Origin of the sequence: Amaricoccus sp. (genome assembly GCF_017995835.1) — a bacterium.
In the GTDB taxonomy this organism is placed as follows: domain Bacteria; phylum Pseudomonadota; class Alphaproteobacteria; order Rhodobacterales; family Rhodobacteraceae; genus Amaricoccus.
Window position 1 is genome coordinate 1 of sequence record NZ_JAGOID010000015.1, and the last position, 15,734, is coordinate 15,734.

At 71.2% G+C, this 15,734-nt stretch carries 15 protein-coding genes; 5 read left to right on the forward strand and 10 right to left on the reverse strand.

Annotated elements, in window-relative coordinates:
• Window positions 1–684, reverse strand: a 684-nt coding sequence (locus KBA23_RS04255; protein WP_290737135.1) for a MoxR family ATPase, incomplete at its 3' end; no start/stop codon positions are given.
• A 196-nt stretch (window positions 685–880) separates the two neighbouring features.
• On the opposite strand from KBA23_RS04255, the gene dksA reads away from it, so the two are divergent.
• Window positions 881–1,303, forward strand: coding sequence for an RNA polymerase-binding protein DksA (gene dksA, locus KBA23_RS04260; protein WP_290737136.1), 423 nt, complete (start codon window positions 881–883; stop codon window positions 1,301–1,303).
• Window positions 1,304–1,664: 361 nt separating this feature from the next.
• Here dksA and KBA23_RS04265 read toward each other — a convergent pair whose 3' ends face one another.
• A complete protein-coding gene (locus KBA23_RS04265) occupies window positions 1,665–2,282 on the reverse strand; it encodes a flavin reductase family protein (protein WP_290737137.1) in 618 nt (205 codons plus the stop codon).
• A gap of 88 nt (window positions 2,283–2,370) precedes the next feature.
• Here KBA23_RS04265 and KBA23_RS04270 point away from each other — a divergent pair, with 88 nt between their 5' ends.
• Both KBA23_RS04270 and KBA23_RS04275 read left to right on the forward strand, forming a co-directional pair.
• The gene (locus KBA23_RS04270) at window positions 2,371–2,892 is read left to right on the forward strand and encodes a GNAT family N-acetyltransferase (protein ID WP_290737138.1); all 522 of its coding nucleotides are present in this window, start codon (window positions 2,371–2,373) and stop codon (window positions 2,890–2,892) included.
• A 219-nt stretch (window positions 2,893–3,111) separates the two neighbouring features.
• Window positions 3,112–3,888 carry a hypothetical protein gene (locus KBA23_RS04275; RefSeq protein WP_290737139.1) on the forward strand — a complete coding sequence of 259 codons (777 nt, stop codon included), beginning with the start codon at window positions 3,112–3,114 and terminating at the stop codon, window positions 3,886–3,888.
• A 30-nt stretch (window positions 3,889–3,918) separates the two neighbouring features.
• Here the strand turns inward: KBA23_RS04275 and ptsP are convergent, their stop codons facing one another.
• Together ptsP and KBA23_RS04285 are read right to left on the reverse strand one after the other, a co-directional pair.
• Window positions 3,919–6,177: a phosphoenolpyruvate--protein phosphotransferase gene (gene ptsP / locus KBA23_RS04280; protein ID WP_290737140.1), complete on the reverse strand. Its 2,259-nt coding sequence runs from the start codon at window positions 6,175–6,177 to the stop codon at window positions 3,919–3,921.
• Window positions 6,178–6,207: 30 nt separating this feature from the next.
• Entirely contained in the window at window positions 6,208–7,434 is a 1,227-nt protein-coding gene (locus KBA23_RS04285; RefSeq protein WP_290737141.1) for an aspartate kinase, read from the reverse strand.
• Between the two features lie 154 nt (window positions 7,435–7,588).
• Between KBA23_RS04285 and KBA23_RS04290 the strand changes: the two genes are divergently transcribed.
• The gene (locus tag KBA23_RS04290) at window positions 7,589–8,473 is read left to right on the forward strand and encodes an isocitrate lyase/phosphoenolpyruvate mutase family protein (protein ID WP_366935293.1); all 885 of its coding nucleotides are present in this window, start codon (window positions 7,589–7,591) and stop codon (window positions 8,471–8,473) included.
• Between the two features lie 16 nt (window positions 8,474–8,489).
• Here the strand turns inward: KBA23_RS04290 and KBA23_RS04295 are convergent, their stop codons facing one another.
• From KBA23_RS04295 to KBA23_RS04310, 4 genes are all read right to left on the reverse strand, one after another.
• Window positions 8,490–9,560 carry a quinone-dependent dihydroorotate dehydrogenase gene (locus KBA23_RS04295; protein ID WP_290737142.1) on the reverse strand — a complete coding sequence of 357 codons (1,071 nt, stop codon included), beginning with the start codon at window positions 9,558–9,560 and terminating at the stop codon, window positions 8,490–8,492.
• Entirely contained in the window at window positions 9,557–9,892 is a 336-nt protein-coding gene (locus KBA23_RS04300; protein ID WP_290737143.1) for a DUF952 domain-containing protein, read from the reverse strand. Before KBA23_RS04300 ends, KBA23_RS04295 begins: the two co-directional genes overlap by 4 nt.
• A gap of 4 nt (window positions 9,893–9,896) precedes the next feature.
• Window positions 9,897–10,820: a DMT family transporter gene (locus KBA23_RS04305; RefSeq protein ID WP_290737144.1), complete on the reverse strand. Its 924-nt coding sequence runs from the start codon at window positions 10,818–10,820 to the stop codon at window positions 9,897–9,899.
• Window positions 10,821–11,022: 202 nt separating this feature from the next.
• A complete protein-coding gene (locus tag KBA23_RS04310) occupies window positions 11,023–12,402 on the reverse strand; it encodes an aminotransferase (protein ID WP_290737145.1) in 1,380 nt (459 codons plus the stop codon).
• A 182-nt stretch (window positions 12,403–12,584) separates the two neighbouring features.
• Between KBA23_RS04310 and KBA23_RS04315 the strand changes: the two genes are divergently transcribed.
• Window positions 12,585–14,192: a 5'-nucleotidase C-terminal domain-containing protein gene (locus tag KBA23_RS04315; protein WP_290737146.1), complete on the forward strand. Its 1,608-nt coding sequence runs from the start codon at window positions 12,585–12,587 to the stop codon at window positions 14,190–14,192.
• A 187-nt stretch (window positions 14,193–14,379) separates the two neighbouring features.
• Here the strand turns inward: KBA23_RS04315 and KBA23_RS04320 are convergent, their stop codons facing one another.
• Window positions 14,380–14,946 carry a rhodanese-like domain-containing protein gene (locus KBA23_RS04320; protein WP_290737147.1) on the reverse strand — a complete coding sequence of 189 codons (567 nt, stop codon included), beginning with the start codon at window positions 14,944–14,946 and terminating at the stop codon, window positions 14,380–14,382.
• Window positions 14,943–15,734 (reverse strand): quinoprotein dehydrogenase-associated SoxYZ-like carrier, encoded by a 792-nt coding sequence (locus KBA23_RS04325; protein ID WP_290737148.1) that lies wholly within the window; start codon window positions 15,732–15,734, stop codon window positions 14,943–14,945. The genes KBA23_RS04320 and KBA23_RS04325 overlap by 4 nt, the downstream gene beginning before the upstream one ends.

Consider the following 15,734-nt stretch of genomic DNA (forward strand, 5'->3'; position numbering starts at 1 on the left):
GTCGAGCACTTCGGAGGTGGAGGGCTTCTTCTTCAGCCCCGGCGTCTCGCGGATCTCGAAGAACTGCGTCAGCGCGGCGCGCACCAGGCTGTGCTTGATGCCGGGGAAGTGGACCGCGACGATGCGCTCCAGCGTCTCGGGGTCGGGAAAGCGGATGTAGTGGAAGAAGCAGCGACGCAGGAAGGCGTCGGGCAGCTCCTTCTCGTTGTTGGAGGTGATCACGACGATGGGGCGGACCTTCGCGACGATGGTCTCGCCGGTTTCGTAGACGAAGAACTCCATCCGGTCGAGCTCCTGGAGGAGGTCGTTCGGGAACTCGATGTCGGCCTTGTCGATCTCGTCGATGAGCAGGACGATCTTCGCCTCGGCCTCGAAGGCGCGCCACAGCGGGCCCTTGCGGATGTAGTTGGCGACGTCGTTCACCCGCTCGTCGCCGAGCTGGCTGTCGCGCAGCCGGCTGACGGCATCGTATTCATAGAGGCCCTGCGCGGCGCGCGTGGTGGACTTCACCGACCATTCGATCAACGGCAGGCCGAGCGCGCGGGCGACCTGGCGGGCGAGCTCGGTCTTGCCGGTGCCCGGCTCGCCCTTGACGAGCAGCGGCCGCTCCAGCGCGATGGAAGCGTTGACGGCCACCGCGAGGTCGGGCGTGGCCACGTAATCGGCGCTACCGGCGAATCTCATTCTTTTTCCGCCCGTTGCCCCGGGTTGCTCGTTGGCAACCTAGCAGGCGTGAGCCGTTAGGCAACATCACAATACTTCCACGTGACATCCGCCAGGAATCCCTATAACGGGGGCGCACGAAGATCGGGGCCAGCCTCCAGCCGGGTCTTGCCGGGGATTTCGGGCAGGCCCTGATCGACCAGAGGTGGCGTAACGCATGAAGCCCGAGACCAAGTTCGACGTCGAGTACCAGCCCAGCGAAGACGAACCCTTCATGAACCCCCGGCAACTGGACTACTTCCGGCGAAAGTTGCTGACATGGAAGGCTTCTATCCTTGCAGAGAGCAAGGGAACGATCGAAACGATGCAGGCGGGGACTCGGAACATCCCCGACGTCGCCGACCGAGCCAGCGAGGAGAGCGACCGCGCGCTCGAACTCCGGACCCGCGACCGCCAGCGCAAGGTCGTCTCCAAGATCGACGCCGCACTGCGTCGGATCGAGGACGGCACTTACGGATATTGCGAGGAGACGGGCGAGCCGATCTCGCTGAAGCGTCTCGACGCCCGCCCGATCGCGACCCTCAGCCTCGAGGCGCAGGAGCGCCACGAGCGCAAGGAGAAGGTCCACCGGGACGATTGAGGCCGGCTGCGCTCGTCGCCCGGAGGCGTCCCGCCGTATCGGCGACGCCGGAATCCCGACAGGCTTTCCACCGATCGGATCGACCCGCCGCCCGAACAGGCGGTCCGTCCGCTTGCGGAGCCAGCCGCTCACGCGGCGCGAGGACGCCTTGGAACTCCGTCGGTGCGGTTTTCGGCACGGCCGAACGAATTGCGCCCCCTCTCGGGGGAAAGAGGGGGCGCGTATCCTGACGAGAAGGTCTGAGGGTCTTGCAAGCAGCAGTCCCTTCCCGGGACGCCCTCTTCCTAACGAGTCAGTGGTTACCGAAACCTTAACGGATCGCCGTTAACTCTCCCATAAGGAGAAAAATGGTGAGGAGGAATCAACCGCCGCCACCGGTCGGTCGGGTCATGGGGAAGACCTCGCGCACGGCGGCGTAGTCGCGGTATCCGAGCCGCGCCAGTGGCGCGTAGCGGGTGACGTCGACCATGCCGTCGACCAGGGCCGCGTCGTCGATGTGGACGCCGACAACCTCTCCGATCGCCAGGACGTTGTGCGCGCCGGGCAGGTCGATCAGCTTCCAGGCGCGGCATTCGAGCGACGCCGGCGCCTCGGCGACACGGGGCGCTCGCACGACGTTGCCGGCGACCGGCGTGAGCCCGGCATGGGCGAACTCGTCCACCTCGGGCGCGAGGCTCGCGGAACTGGCGTTCATCGCCTCGCGAAGCTCGTAGGGCACGATGTTGACCACGAACTCGCCGGTGGCGCGGATGTTGGTTATCGTCTCCTTGGCCTCGTCACGCCCGCCCTTGCGGCCCGTCGTCGCGTACATGACCATCGGCGGCGTGTCGGAGAGCGCGTTGAAGAAGCTGTAGGGCGCGAGGTTCCGCCGACCCTCGGGGTCGAGCGTCGAGATCCAGCCGATGGGGCGCGGGGCGACCAGCGCCTTGAACGGGTTGTGGGCGAGCCCGTGGGAGTCGACGCCGGGACGGTAGAACATGCGGGACTCGCGTCGTTTCGCGTTGGCCGGACCTTAGGAGCGTGCTAGGGGCCTGTCGAGCCGCCCCCCCTCCCGCCCCTCTCCCGCCATGCTCCGAATCCAGTCCGAGACGCCGAAGGACGGCGCCGAAGTCGAAACGCTCTTTGACCTCGCCTTCGCCCCGGGGCGCACGGCGCTGTCGTCCTACCGCCTGCGCGACGGCGTGCCGCCGGAGACGGCGCTGTCGCTCGTCGCGCGCGACGAGTACGACGCTGTCGCGGGGGCGATCCGCTACTGGCGGGTGCGGGTCGGCGTGGCGGGCAGCCCGGCGCTGCTGCTCGGGCCGGTGGCGGTGCACCCGACCCGGCAGGGCGAGGGGCTCGGCGCCCTGCTGATCGCGGACAGTCTCGAACGCGCTGCGGCGCTCGGCTGGACGCGGGTGATCCTGGTCGGCGACGAGCCCTATTACCGCCGCTTCGGCTTCACCCGAGACGCGGGGCGGGCGCTCGAATACCCGCCCCCGACCAACCCCGACCGCCTGCTCGCGCGCGCGCTCGTCCCCGGGGCGCTCGACGGCGTGGCCGGGATCGTGCGGCGGTGGACGGACGAGGGAGAGACCGGGCAGGCGTAGAGCCTCGGCGGGCTGAGGATCGGCGAGAACCGCCGAGCCGACCCGCCCGACTCCCCGACAGGCTCCGGATCGCGCGCCGGTAGTTTTCATCTATGTGGCGGCCGAATGTCGTGGTATGTTTGATCGTTGCCAATCACTGTGCGGTCGTGGCGCAGCTGCTTTAGTATTCGCGCCTGCATTGAGTGAATGTCGCTGCCATAGACAAGAATGGGGGGTGACGTGGATCTCCTCGAACGAAGGCCCGTTCTGGCGCTGGCCTGCATCGTCGTGCTCGCGGGGTGCATGCACGAGCGGACGGGAGGCCCTGTGACCGCCTCGATCGGCCTCGACTACGCCAGCACCAGCCTTGGGTTCCGGAACTCCGGCGCGCTGTCGCCGGGGCGGTTGATGCTGTGGGACACGGCGGAGGGCGAGCTCGTGGACCTCGAGCGCGGCATCCCGATGGCCGTGGGGTCGACGACGACCCCGACCGATATGCAGGCGCGGGACGTCAACGGCGTCACGATCGCGGCGGCCGGCGGCGACATCGGTAGAGCGGCGAACGGCCAGATCCGCGCGGCGGTCTCGCGGGACCTCGAGATCATCGTCCGCGAGGTCGCGACACGGACGGCGCTGTCGCAGGCATATGTCGCTCGCCGGAACGAGGACGCCGACCCGGAGCGCGCCTGGCGCGTCGCGGACGCGACCGGCGATCCGGCGCGGTATCACTACGTCCTGCTCGTCGATCCGGTGCGCGCGTCGAGCGAGCAGGTCCGGTTCGTGACGGAGACGGGCGGGTCGGTCGGCGTAAACATCGTCAACACGGCGCAGGGCGACATCTCGGTCCGCGTCCCCACCGACACACAGGCGAGTTGCGCGCAGTCGAGCGGCGACCGCCCGATCTGCTTCATCAACGCCGAGGTGCTGAAGGTGTTCTTGAACGCCAACCGGAACCTCGACTATGAGCCTGTGGGGTATTCCAGGGCCGCGCTGTCGGACGCCTTGCGCAGGAAGTAGGGCGCCGGCGGGGCGCAGGCCGAGGGACCGCTAGACGACGAACCCCATCCGCCCGAGCAGCGCCTCCAGCGCCGGGCGGGCGGTGGCCGCGGCCTCGTAGCGCGCGGCCTCGATGGCGGCGCGGGCCTCGCTGAGGTCGACCTGACGCAGCAGCGCCTTGACCGGGCCGATGGAGGCCGGGCGCATCGAGAGCTGGCGGAAGCCGATCGCCGCGAAGGCAAGCGCCTCGAGCGGGCGGCCCGCGTCCTCGCCGCAGAACGACACCGGCGTCCCGTGCGCGGCGCAGCGCGCGACGATCCCCTCGAGGAAGCCAAGGTAGCTGATGCTGAGCGCGTCGTAGCGGCGGCGCACCAGCTCGTTCTCGCGATCGGCGGCGAAGAAGAACTGCTTGAGATCGTTGCCGCCTATCGAGACGAAGTCGACCATCTCGAAGAAGCGGGCCGAGGCGAAGGCGAGGCTCGGCGTCTCGAGCATCGCGCCGATCTTGATGTCGGTCGAGACCGGTCGCTCGAGGGCGCGCTCGCGCGCGACTTCCGTCACGATGATCTCGCGGCCCTGCTCGAACTCGACCGCCTCGGCGACGAAGGGGAACATGATCCGGAGCGGCCGGCCTTGGGCGCCCCGAAGCAGCGCCTGCACCTGCATCCGCATGATCCCGGGCCGGTCGAGGCCGACCCGGATCGCGCGCCAGCCGAGCGCGGGATTCGGCTCGTCCTGACGCTTCATGTAGGGCAGCACCTTGTCGGAGCCGATGTCGAGGGTGCGGAACGTCACCGGTTTGCCGCCCGCGCTGTCGAGGATGCGGGCGTAGAGCGCGGCGAGATCGGCGCGCTTCGGCACGGTCGAGCGGATCAGGAACTGCAGCTCGGTGCGAAACAGCCCGACGCCCGCCGCGCCGCATTTCGGCAGGCTCGGCAGGTCGGCCATCAGGCCCGCGTTCATGTAGAGATCGAGCGTCACGCCGTCGCGAGTCGTCGCCGGGCGATCACGCAGCGCCGCGTAGGCCTGTTGCGCGCCGGCCAGCATCTCGACCTTCTCGCGGAAGGCGCGCGCCACGCCTTCCTCGGGCCGGAGATGGACGGCTCCGACGTCGCCGTCGACGAGGATCGGGTCGCCGTTCTTGGCCTCGCGGGTGATGCGTTCGGCGTGGATGACGAGCGGGATCGCCAGCGCGCGCGCCACGATCGCCGCGTGCGAGCCGACGGAGCCTTCCTCCAGCACCACGCCCTTGAGCCTGCGGCCGTAGTCGAGCAACTCGGCCGGGCCGATGTTGCGGGCGACAAGGACGGCGTCGTCGGGAACCTCCCGCCCGCTGATGGCGTCCACCCCGGCGAGCAGTCGCAGCAGCCGGTTCGACAGGTCGTCGAGGTCGTGCAGCCGCTCGCGAATGTAGGGGTCGGCGATCCGGCTCATGCGCGCCCGGGTCGCCGACTGCTCCTTCTCGACGGCGACTTCCGCGGCGAGGCCGCTCTCGATCGAGGCCTCCATGCGGCGGACCCAGCCCTTGTCGTGGGCGAACATGCGGTAGGCCTGCAGCACGTCGCGATGGTCGCCAGCCTTGCTCAGGTAGTCGGCCGCGAGCATCTCGTCGACCTCCTCGCGCAGCCGTTCGATGGCGGCGTGGAGGCGGGCGTATTCGCGGGCCGGGTCATCGCTGACCGGGTTCGAGACGACGATCTGCGGTTCGTGCAGCAGCACGCGACCCTCGGCGACGCCTTCCTGGCCGACGAGGCCGCGCACGAAGAAGGGGAGCCGGTGCTGGGCCGCGATCTCCATGGCGCCGGGGCCGACGAAGGCGCCGAGTTCTGCCATCTCCGCCAGCACCATGGCGATGACCTCGAGCGCGTAGATCTCGTCGTCGCTGTACTCGCGATGGTCACGGTTCTGCACCACGAGGACGCCGAGCACCTCGCCGAGGCGCTGGATCGGCACGCCGAGGAAGGAGGAGAACAGCTCCTCGCCGGTCTCGGGCATGTAGCGGAAGCCGCGGGTGTTCGGGGCGTCGCGGGTGTTGATCGGCTCGGCGCTGTCGGCGATGCGGCCGACGAGACCCTGGCCGACCTTGAGCCGGGTCAGGTGGACCGCCTCCGCCTTGAGCCCGAACGTGGCGCAGAGCTCGAGCCAGTCCTCCTCGCGCTTGAGGTAAACCGAGCAGACGTCGGCGACGAGACCGCCGGCGATCAGCCGGACGATGCTGTCGAGTCGCTCCTGCCCGCCGCCCGGTTCGGCCAGCGTATCACGCAGGCGGCGCAGCAGCACGCGGCTGTCGACGGCCTCGGAATAGGGCATCAGTTCGGCCCCCAGTGATCGCCCGTGGTTTCAGCCGGCCTTGTCGAGATCGAAGGCATCATGCAGCGCCTGCACGGCCAGTTCCAGATATTTGCGGTCGATGAGGACCGACACCTTGATCTCGGAGGTGGTGATCGCCTTGATGTTGACGCCCTCGGCCGCGAGGGCCGCGAACATGCGGTGGGCGACGCCGGAATGGCTGCGCATCCCCACGCCGACGATCGAGACCTTGGCGACGTCGTCGTTGGTCTCGATCTTCGCGAAGCCGAGCCCGGCGTTCTGGCGGGCCGCTTCCAGCGCCCGGGTGGCGCGGGAGATGTCGTCGGCAGGGACCGTGAAGGTCATGTCGGTCTTGCCGTCGGCCGAGACGTTCTGGACGATCATGTCGACGTTGACGCCGGCCTCGGAGAGCGGCCCGAAGATACCGGCGGCGATGCCCGGACGATCCTGGACGCCGGAGACGGTGACACGCGCCTCGTCGCGGGTGAAGGCGATGCCGCTGACGACCCTGCTTTCCATGATATCCTCCTCGTCGCAGACGAGCGTGCCCGGCTCGTCGCTGAAGCTCGACAGAACCTGAAGCGGCACCTTGTAGCGCATGGCCAGTTCGACCGAGCGGGTCTGCAACACCTTGGCCCCCGCGCCGGCGAGCTCCAGCATCTCCTCGTAGGAGACGCGGGCGAGCTTCTGCGCCTTCTTGGTGATGCGCGGGTCGGTGGTGTAGACGCCGTCGACGTCGGTGTAGATGTCGCAGCGCTCTGCCTCGAGCGCCGCGGCGAAGGCCACGGCGGACGTGTCCGAGCCGCCGCGGCCGAGCGTGGTGATCCGCCCCTCCGGACTGATGCCCTGGAAGCCGGCGATCACCGCGTGGAGCCCCTCACCGAACTTCTGCACGAGCCGGGCCGTGTCGATCGACTCGATGCGCGCCGCGCCGTGGGTGGAGTTGGTTCGCAGCGGCACCTGCCAGCCCTGCCAGCTGCGCGCGGGAACGCCCATCTCCTGGAGCGTGAGCGACATGAGGCCGGCGGTGACGTTCTCGCCCGAGGCGACGACCGCGTCATACTCGCGCGCGTCGTAGAGCATGGAGGTGTCGCGCACCCAGCCGACGAGTTCGTTGGTCTTGCCGGCCATGGCGGAGACTACGACGGCTACGTCGTAGCCGCGTTCGACCTCGCGCCGGACCTTCTCGGCCGCGCCGCGGATCCGCGCCAGATCGGCGACGGAGGTGCCGCCGAACTTCATCACGAGACGAGGCATTCCGGCGCGCCCCTCCCCCGGGTCAGCCAAAGACGCGCCCCCTTTATCCGGCGTGCGAGGGGGCTGCAAGGCAGGCGCGGCGCGGGCGCGCGCCATCGGCTTGGCGGCGCGCGCCGCCCGTGGCAGGCTGGTCGGAAAAGCGGAGGAGCGCCCGATGACCCGAGCCCCCGAGCCGCCCCGTCGCCGGGGCGCGGCGATGACCGCCGATCCGGGCGCGGCCCTGCGGGCGCTGCACCGGCCCGGCGCGCCCTTCGTGCTGGCGAACGCCTGGGACCGCGGTTCGGCCCGGGTGCTGGCCGCGCTCGGCGCGCAGGCGATCGGCACCACCTCGGCCGGGTTCGCCTTCACCCGCGGCCTGCCGGACGGCGCGCGGGTCACGCTCGACGACACGCTCGCCCATTGCGCCGACCTCGTCGGCGCGACGCCGCTGCCGGTCAGCGGCGATCTCGAGAACGGCTTCGCCGAGGCGCCTGAGGGCGTCGCCAGGACCGTGCGTCTGGCGGCGGAGGCGGGGCTTGCGGGTTGCTCCATCGAGGACACCGACCTCCCCGGCGACGGCGCCTACGCCTTCTTCCTGGCCACCGAGCGGATCCGCGCCGCCGCGGCGGCAGCGCGGGCGCTGGCGCGCGATTTCGTGCTGGTCGCCAGGGCCGACGGGTTGATGACCGGCGCCTACGGACTCCGGGAGGCGATCTCGCGGGCGCAGGCCTTCGCCGAGGCCGGGGCGGATTGCGTCTACGTGCCGATGCTGCCCGATCTCGGCGCGCTCGCGACCTTCTGCCGGGCGGCGCAGGCCCCGGTGAACGCGCTGGCCGCCGGCCCGCTCGCCGCGGCGACGCTCGCCGACTTCGCCGCTGCCGGCGCGGCGCGGATCAGCATCGGCTCGGGCCTCGCGCGGGTCGCCCACGGCGCACTGGCGGCTGCGGCGCGGGAGATCCTGGCTGACGGCCGTTTCGAGAGCCTCGGCCGCGGCGCGAAGGGCGCCGACATCGAGGCGCTGCTCATCCGCGGGGCCGGCGGCAGCGACGACGATCCGTAGGCGGCCGGGTGACCCCTCACGCCCCGTCCGCCCAGTCTTCGGCGTCGAGGCCGACCGCCTCGGCGACCGAGGCGAAGCCGTCGGCGGCCAGGAGCGCGTCGAGCCCGGTCAGGATCTCCCGCACCAGTCCGAGCCCGGCGTAGACGAGGCCGGTATAGAGCTGTGTCGCCGAGGCGCCGGCGCGAATCTTGGCGTAGGCCTGCGCCGCCGAGGCGACGCCGCCGACCCCCACGAGCGGAACCCGTCCCTCGGTCAGCATGTAGGTCCGGGCGAGGACGCGGGTCGAGCGGGCAAAGAGCGGCGCGCCGGAGAGGCCGCCGGCCTCGCCGCGATGCCGGCTGGAGAGCCCGTCGCGCGCCAGCGTGGTGTTGGTGGCGACGATCCCCGCCACCCCCCGCTCCAGCGCCACCGCGATCAGCTCGACCAGCTCCGCGTCGGACAGATCCGGGGCGATCTTGAGCAGGACCGGGACCGGCCGCGCGAGTGCGGCGTTGGCCGCCATGACGCCGGCGAGGAGCGCGTCGAGCGCGTCCGCCCCCTGCAGGTCGCGCAGTCGTTCGGTGTTCGGCGACGAGACGTTGACCGTGGCGAAGTCGACGAGCCCGCCGACCGCGGCGAGCACCTCGGCGAAGTCGGCGGCGCGGTCGGCGCTTGCCTTGTTGGCCCCGAGGTTCAGTCCGACGATCCCTGGCGGCCGCGGCGCCGCGAGGCGGGCGGCGATGGCGGCGGCGCCGTCGTTGTTGAAGCCGAAGCGGTTGATCGCCGCGCGGTCCTCCGCGAGCCGGAACAGCCGCGGCCGCGGGTTGCCGGGCTGCGGCTTCGGCGTCGCCGCGCCGACCTCGACGAAGCCGAAGCCGATCCGGAGCAGCGCCGGCAGCGCCGTGGCGTTCTTGTCGAACCCGGCGGCGAGCCCGAGCGGGTTCGGCAGCGCGAGCCCGGCGAGCGAGGTGGCGAGGCGCGGGCTCGCGAGCGGGCCGCCGGCCGGCCCGAGCCCGGCGCGCAGCGCCGCGAGCGCGAGCCCGTGCGCGCGTTCCGGGTCTATCCGGCGCAGCGCCGCGAGGCCGACGCGTTCGAGCCGGTCCCTCACGCGAGGTCGTCCGGAAAGACATGGCCGCCAGGCTCGAGCGGCAGCGGCCGCGCCCAGAGCACGTCCGCCCGCCCGAGCCGGCGATGGAGATGCGGGAACAGCGCCCCGTGCCGCGAGGGCTCCCAGCGGACCGCCTCGCCCATGGCGGTCTCGTCGCAGGCGAGCAGCCAGAGCCCGTCCTCGCCGGCGAAGTGGCGCGCCGCGGTCTCGGCGACCTGCGCGGCGGTGGAGAAGTGGACATAGCCGTCGGCGACGTCGACGGGCGCGCCGTCGGTGCTGCCGCGGGCGGCGAAGTCGGCCATCTCGGCGGCGCGGAACAGCTTGTAGATCATGCACTCACCCCTGCGGCGTGATGACCCGGCGCGCCTTCGCCCGCTCGATGCCGAGCCGGTGCTCGCGCCAGATGATGAAGAGCCCGGCGGCGACGATCAACGCCGCGCCGCCCAGCATCGAGGCGGTCGGCGTCTCCGCGAAGATCAGGTAGCCGAACGCCAGCGCGAGCACCATCGAGACGTACTCGAACGGCGCGATGACGGAAGTCTCGGCGTGGCGGTAGCTCTCGGTCAGCAGGATCTGGCCGACCCCGCCGAGCAGGCCGGCCGCGACGAGGAGCCCGGCCTCGCCGGCGGTCGGCCAGGCCCAGCCGAAGGGCAGGGTGGCGAGGGACAGGAGCGCGGCGGTCAGCGAGAAGTAGAACACGATCGCCGAGGTCTGCTCGCTGTGGACGAGCTTGCGCACGAACACCTGGGCGAGCGCGGCGAAGACCGCGCCGAGCAGCGCGGCCATCGCGCCGATGGTCTGGAGCTTGGAGGCCGCATCGACGTCGAGGACGGTCAGGCGCGGCGCGAGCACGATCATGACGCCGGCGAGCCCGAGGGCGACGGCGCCGAGCCGGAAGACCCGGACCTCCTCGCCGAGAAACATCGCCGCGAAGATGACGGTGAGCAGCGGCGCCGCGTAGCCGAGCGCGGTGACCTCCGGCAGCGGCAGGAGGCCGAGCGCCGTGAAGCCGAGACCCATGGCGGTGGTCCCGACGACCCCGCGCCAGACATGGCCCATCGGGTTCACCACGTCGAGCCCGCTCCCGAGCCGGCCGTTCCAGGCCAGCCAGGCGAGGATCACCGGGATCGCAAAGACCGAGCGGAAGAACACCGCCTGGCCCGGCGGCGCCGCGACGGCGACCGCCTTGATGCAGATCGCCATCAGCGTGAACACGGTGACGGACAGGATCTTCAGTGCGATCCCGCGAAGGGGGTTCATCGGGCAGGGTCCGGCTGGCTGAGGGCGCCACCCTGGCCGCGGGGCTCACGGGCGCAGGGGCGGGGCGGAGAGACGGCGCCGCGCGCGCCACGTCGCAGCGCGCCGCGGGCGCAACGGGGCAGCCCGCGCGACGTCGGCGCGGCGCCTCGGTCCGCCGGAGGGCGGCGGCCCTTCAGGGGCGCCGGTCGCCGGGGGAGGCGGCTCAGCGCAGGCAGCCTTCCGCCTTCGCCCAGGCGAGGGTGGCGTCGAGCGCCGCCTCGACGGGCGCGAACATCTCGTCGATCTCGTCCTCAGTGATGATCATCGGCGGGCAGAAGGCGAGCGAGTCGAGGATCGCCCGGGCGATCACCCCGCGCTCGAGCAGCTCCGCTGCAACGCGCGTGGCGACGCGGCCAGTCTCGGCGAAGCCGCGGGGCGACTTGTCGGGCGAGAACTCCAGCGCGCCGACAAGGCCGAGGTGGCGCGCCTCGCCGACGAGCGGATGCTGCGCCAGCCGGTCGAGATGTGCGGCGAAGCGCGGCGCGAGCGCGCGCACCCGGGCGGGCGCGTCGATGCGCTCATAGATCTCGAGCGCCTTGACGCCGACGGCACATCCGACCGGATGGCCGCCATAGGTGAAGCCGTGGCCGAAGGTGCCGATCCTGCCCGAGTTGCCCTCGATCGTCTCGGCCATGTCGCGGTCTATCGCCACCGCGGAAAGCGGGAAGTAGCTGCCGGTGAGCTGCTTTGCCATCGACATCGAGTTGGCGGGCAGTCCAAGGGTCTGGCAGCCGAACCATTCGCCGGTGCGGGCGAAGCCGCAGATGACCTCGTCGGAGATCATCAGCATGTCGTGCCTGCGGCAGACCTCCGCCATGGCCGGGAAGTAGCCCGCCGGCGGCACGATTACGCCGCCCGCGCCCATCACCGGCTCGGCGATGAAGGCGGCGACGGTTTCCGGCCCCTCGGCCTCGACCAGCGCGTCGAGATCGGCCGCGAGCCGCGCCACGAATTCCGCCTCGCTTTCGCCGGGCTCGGCGCCCTTCCAGTAGTGCGGCGTGGTGGTGTGCCGGATGCGGTCGACCGGCAGGTCGAAGTCGCGGTGGTTGTTCGCCAGGCCGGTCAGCGAGGCCGAGACGATGGTGACGCCGTGATAGGCCTTCTGGCGCGAGACGATCTTCTTCTTGTCCGGTCGGCCGCGGGCGTTGTTGTAGTACCAGGCGAGCTTGACCTGGGTCTCGTTCGCCCCGGAGCCGCTCGACTGGTAGAACACTCGCGCCATCCCGGGGGCGAGCGCCTTGATCTTTTCGGCGAGTTCGACCGCCGGCTCGTGGCTCTTGCCGGAGAAGAGGTGGTAGTAGGGGAGCTTCTCCAGCTGCTTCGTCGCCGCCTCGATCAGTTCGGCGTTGCCGAAGCCGAGGCCCGCGCACCAGAGCCCGGAGAGACCCTCGATATAGGACCTGCCCGACTGGTCGAAGACCCGCACGCCCTCGCCACGTTCGATGATCTGCGCGCCGGTCTCGCGAAGCGCCACGGCGTTCGCGTAGGGGTGCAGCAGCGCCTCGGCGTCGCGCATCTGGGAGTTCGACAGCGGTTTCGTCATGGATCGCGCCCCGGCATGGATGAGGCGGCCAACCTACAGGGCGGGCGCCGCAAGGGCAATTCGCGCATGCCTCGCCAAGCGGCCGTCACGGCGTTCGCGCGCTTGCGCGTCGCGTCGCCCGCCTGTCATGGTGGCCGGGCATCCTCGCTCCCGAGCCGCACCCATCCCGAGGGGAATATCGAATGACCCTGCGCACCCTGCTTTTCGCGTCGAGCGCGCTGGCGCTCTCGTCGGAGGCGAGCCTCGCCTTCACGCTCAACATCCTGCACGTCAACGACCAGCATTCCCGCATCGAGTCGGTGACGAAGACGGACTCGACCTGCGACGCCGAAGGCGAGGCCGCGGGCGAGTGCTTTGGCGGCGCTGCGAGGATGAAGGCGGCGATCGACGCGGCCCGGGCGGATCTCGAGGCGAAGGGCGAGGCGGTGATCGTGCTCGACGCCGGCGACGAGTTTTCGGGTTCGCTGTTCTTCACCACCTTCGGCGGCGCGGCCGAGGTCGAGATGATGAACCGCATCGGCTTCGACGCCATGGCGCTCGGCAACCACGAGTTCGACCGCGGGCCGGAGACGCTGGCCGAATTCGTCGCCAAGGCGGACTTCCCCGTGCTCTTCGGCAACGTCGACGCCTCGGGCGACAACCGCCTCGCCCCGCTCGCGAAGGACCACGTGATCCTCGAAGTCGGCGGCGAGAAGGTGGGGATCGTTTCCGGCCTGACCCCGGAGACGGCGGAGATCTCCTCTCCCGGGCCGAGCGTGACGTTCGGCGCGGTGGACGCCCATCTGACCGAGGCGGTCAAGGCGCTGGAGGCGGAGGGCGTGACGCGCATCGTCGCGCTCACCCATCAGGGCGACGTCGCGGACCTCGCGACGGCGGCTGCCGTGCCCGGAATCGACGCGATCGTCGGCGGGCATTCGCACACGCTGTTCTCGAACACGATCGAGGGGGCGGCGCGCCCCTATCCGGTGATGGTCGCGGGCGCGTCGGGCGCCGAGGTTCCGGTGGTTCAGGCCGGGTCCTACTCGAAGTACCTCGGCCACCTGCGGCTGGAGTTCGACGACGCGGGCGTGGTGACGTCGGCCAGCGGCGACACGAAGCTCCTCGACAAGAGCGTGACCCCGGACCCGGAAGTCCTCGCCCGGATCGAGGAGATGCGCGCGCCGATCGCGGCGCTGATGGAGGAGGTGGTGGCCGAGGTCGCCGCGCCGGTCGACGGCAGCCGCGAGACCTGCCGCGCCGGCGAGTGCCAGATGGGCAACCTCGTCGCCGAGGCGATGCTCGACCGGGTCAAGGGGCAGGGCGTCACCATCGCGTTGCAGAACGGCGGCGGCCTGCGCGCCTCGATTGACGCCGGCCCGGTGACCAAGGGCGAGGTGCTGACGGTGCTGCCGTTCCAGAACACGCTCTCGACCTTCAACATCCCCGGTTCGGCGATCGTGTCGGCGCTGGAGAACGGCGTGAGCCAGGTCGAGGAGGGCGGCGGCCGCTTCCCGCAGGTGGCGGGCCTGCGCTTCGCCTGGGACGCCTCGGTCGCGCCCGGCGAGGGGCGGATCAAGTCGGTCGAGGTCCGGGAGGGCGACGCGTGGGTTCCGATCGACCCGGCGAAGACCTACTCGGCGGTGACCAACAACTTCATGCGCAACGGCGGCGACGGGTATTCGGCGCTCCGGGACCAGGGCACCAACGCCTATGACTACGGCCCGGGGCTCGAGGACGTGCTCGGCGACTATCTGGCGGCGCAGGGGGACTACGTTCCCTTCACCGACGGCCGGATCACGAAGGTGGAGTAGCAGGGCCGTTCCACGTCCCGGGCAAGTCGGCGCAAAAGCCGCTTGCCTGGGCGGGGCGGGGCAAGCGGCGGAAAAGGCTGGATTCTATCTGGCCGGAACGCGGCTGGAATCGGGCTGGAATCCGCCTTGCCACTTTTTCAGGATTCGACAAGGATTCGGCGCGAGTCCGGCGGTCGGGCCGTTGGCGTCACCAGCCCGCCGCGGCCTTGACCGGGACGGTCGGATGGTCGACCTGCCAGGCGTCGACGCCGCCGGGGAACCAGGCGACAGCCGTGTAGCCGGCGAGGACGAGGCGCCTGCCGAAGTTCCAGCTCGCCCAGCAATCGGGCAGGCAGAAGACCACGACCGGCCGGGCCTGATCGCCCCCGGTCAGCTCGGCGATCCGGCGCAGCGACTCCGCGGCCCGTTCCGCGGACAGGTCGTCGCCGAGGCCCGCGCCCGGCAGCCAGACGGCGCCGGGGATCGAGCGGTGGGTGGGCAGCCACGGCCGGTCGGCCGGCATGTCGTCGGGCCGGACCGGCACGGGGCCCACGTCGACCAGCACCGCGCCGGCGGCGATCGCCGCCTCGAGCGCGGGAACGTCGAGAACCCGCGCGCCGGCCAGCGTCGCAGGAGTGGGCGCGCGCAGGACGCCGGTGCGATAGCCGGCGGGCTCCGGCGGGGGCGCGTCGCCGCCAAGGCCGGGGCCGGCCGCGAGAACCGCGGCCAGCGCCAGCGCGGCCAGCCGGCCCGCCTTCGGCCGGGACGCGGTCAATTCGCCAGTTCCGGCGCGGCGAAGTCCTGCGACCAGGTATCGCCCTTGCTGTCCGTCACCGAGACCGTGAAGGGCGCGTCCGAGCCGGTGCGGTAGAGGAAGTCGATCACCGGGTCGGTGGCCAGCGAGATGTCGCTCTCCATCGCGAGCACGAGTTCGTCGCCCCGCGTCACCTCGATGTCGGTGACGAAGCGCGGCGGCGTGTAGAGCCGCGAGATCTGGTTCATCTGCATCCCGTTGAAGTTCGGGTGGCGAACCATCAGCGTCGCCTTGCCGGCGCCGTCCGGGCCTTGCGCGAACTTCATCCGCATCTCGCCCATGCCGGCCATCGCCTCCTCGTCGCTGACCCCGATCGGCGCGGAGCAGCCGCCGGCGCCCTTCACGAAGACGGCGTTCCCGACCATCGAGCCATCGGCCAGCGTCGCGACCGCGTGGACGTTGGTGTAGCCGTCGATCCGCACACGCAGACCGAGCGCGCGCGGATCGCCCGCCGGGCCGAAGCGCACCCGGGCCGCGAGCGGTCCGGGGTTCTCGTCGACGATCAGGGCCACCCCGGCGACGGTGGGATCGGCGACCGCGACGGCCACAGGCACGAGCGCGGAGTCGAGCGCCCGCTTTGGCGCCTCGATGGTGACGACGTCCTCCGTCGGCGCGATCTCGGCCTCCTCGCCGAAGATCAGCGCGGTCAGGTCGTCCCAGCGGGCGAGCCGGTCGGGTTCGGTGTTGCCCGCCCCGAGCGCCGGCCCGGCGGCGAGGAGGGCTGCGAGGATCAGGCAAGCTCGCTGCAT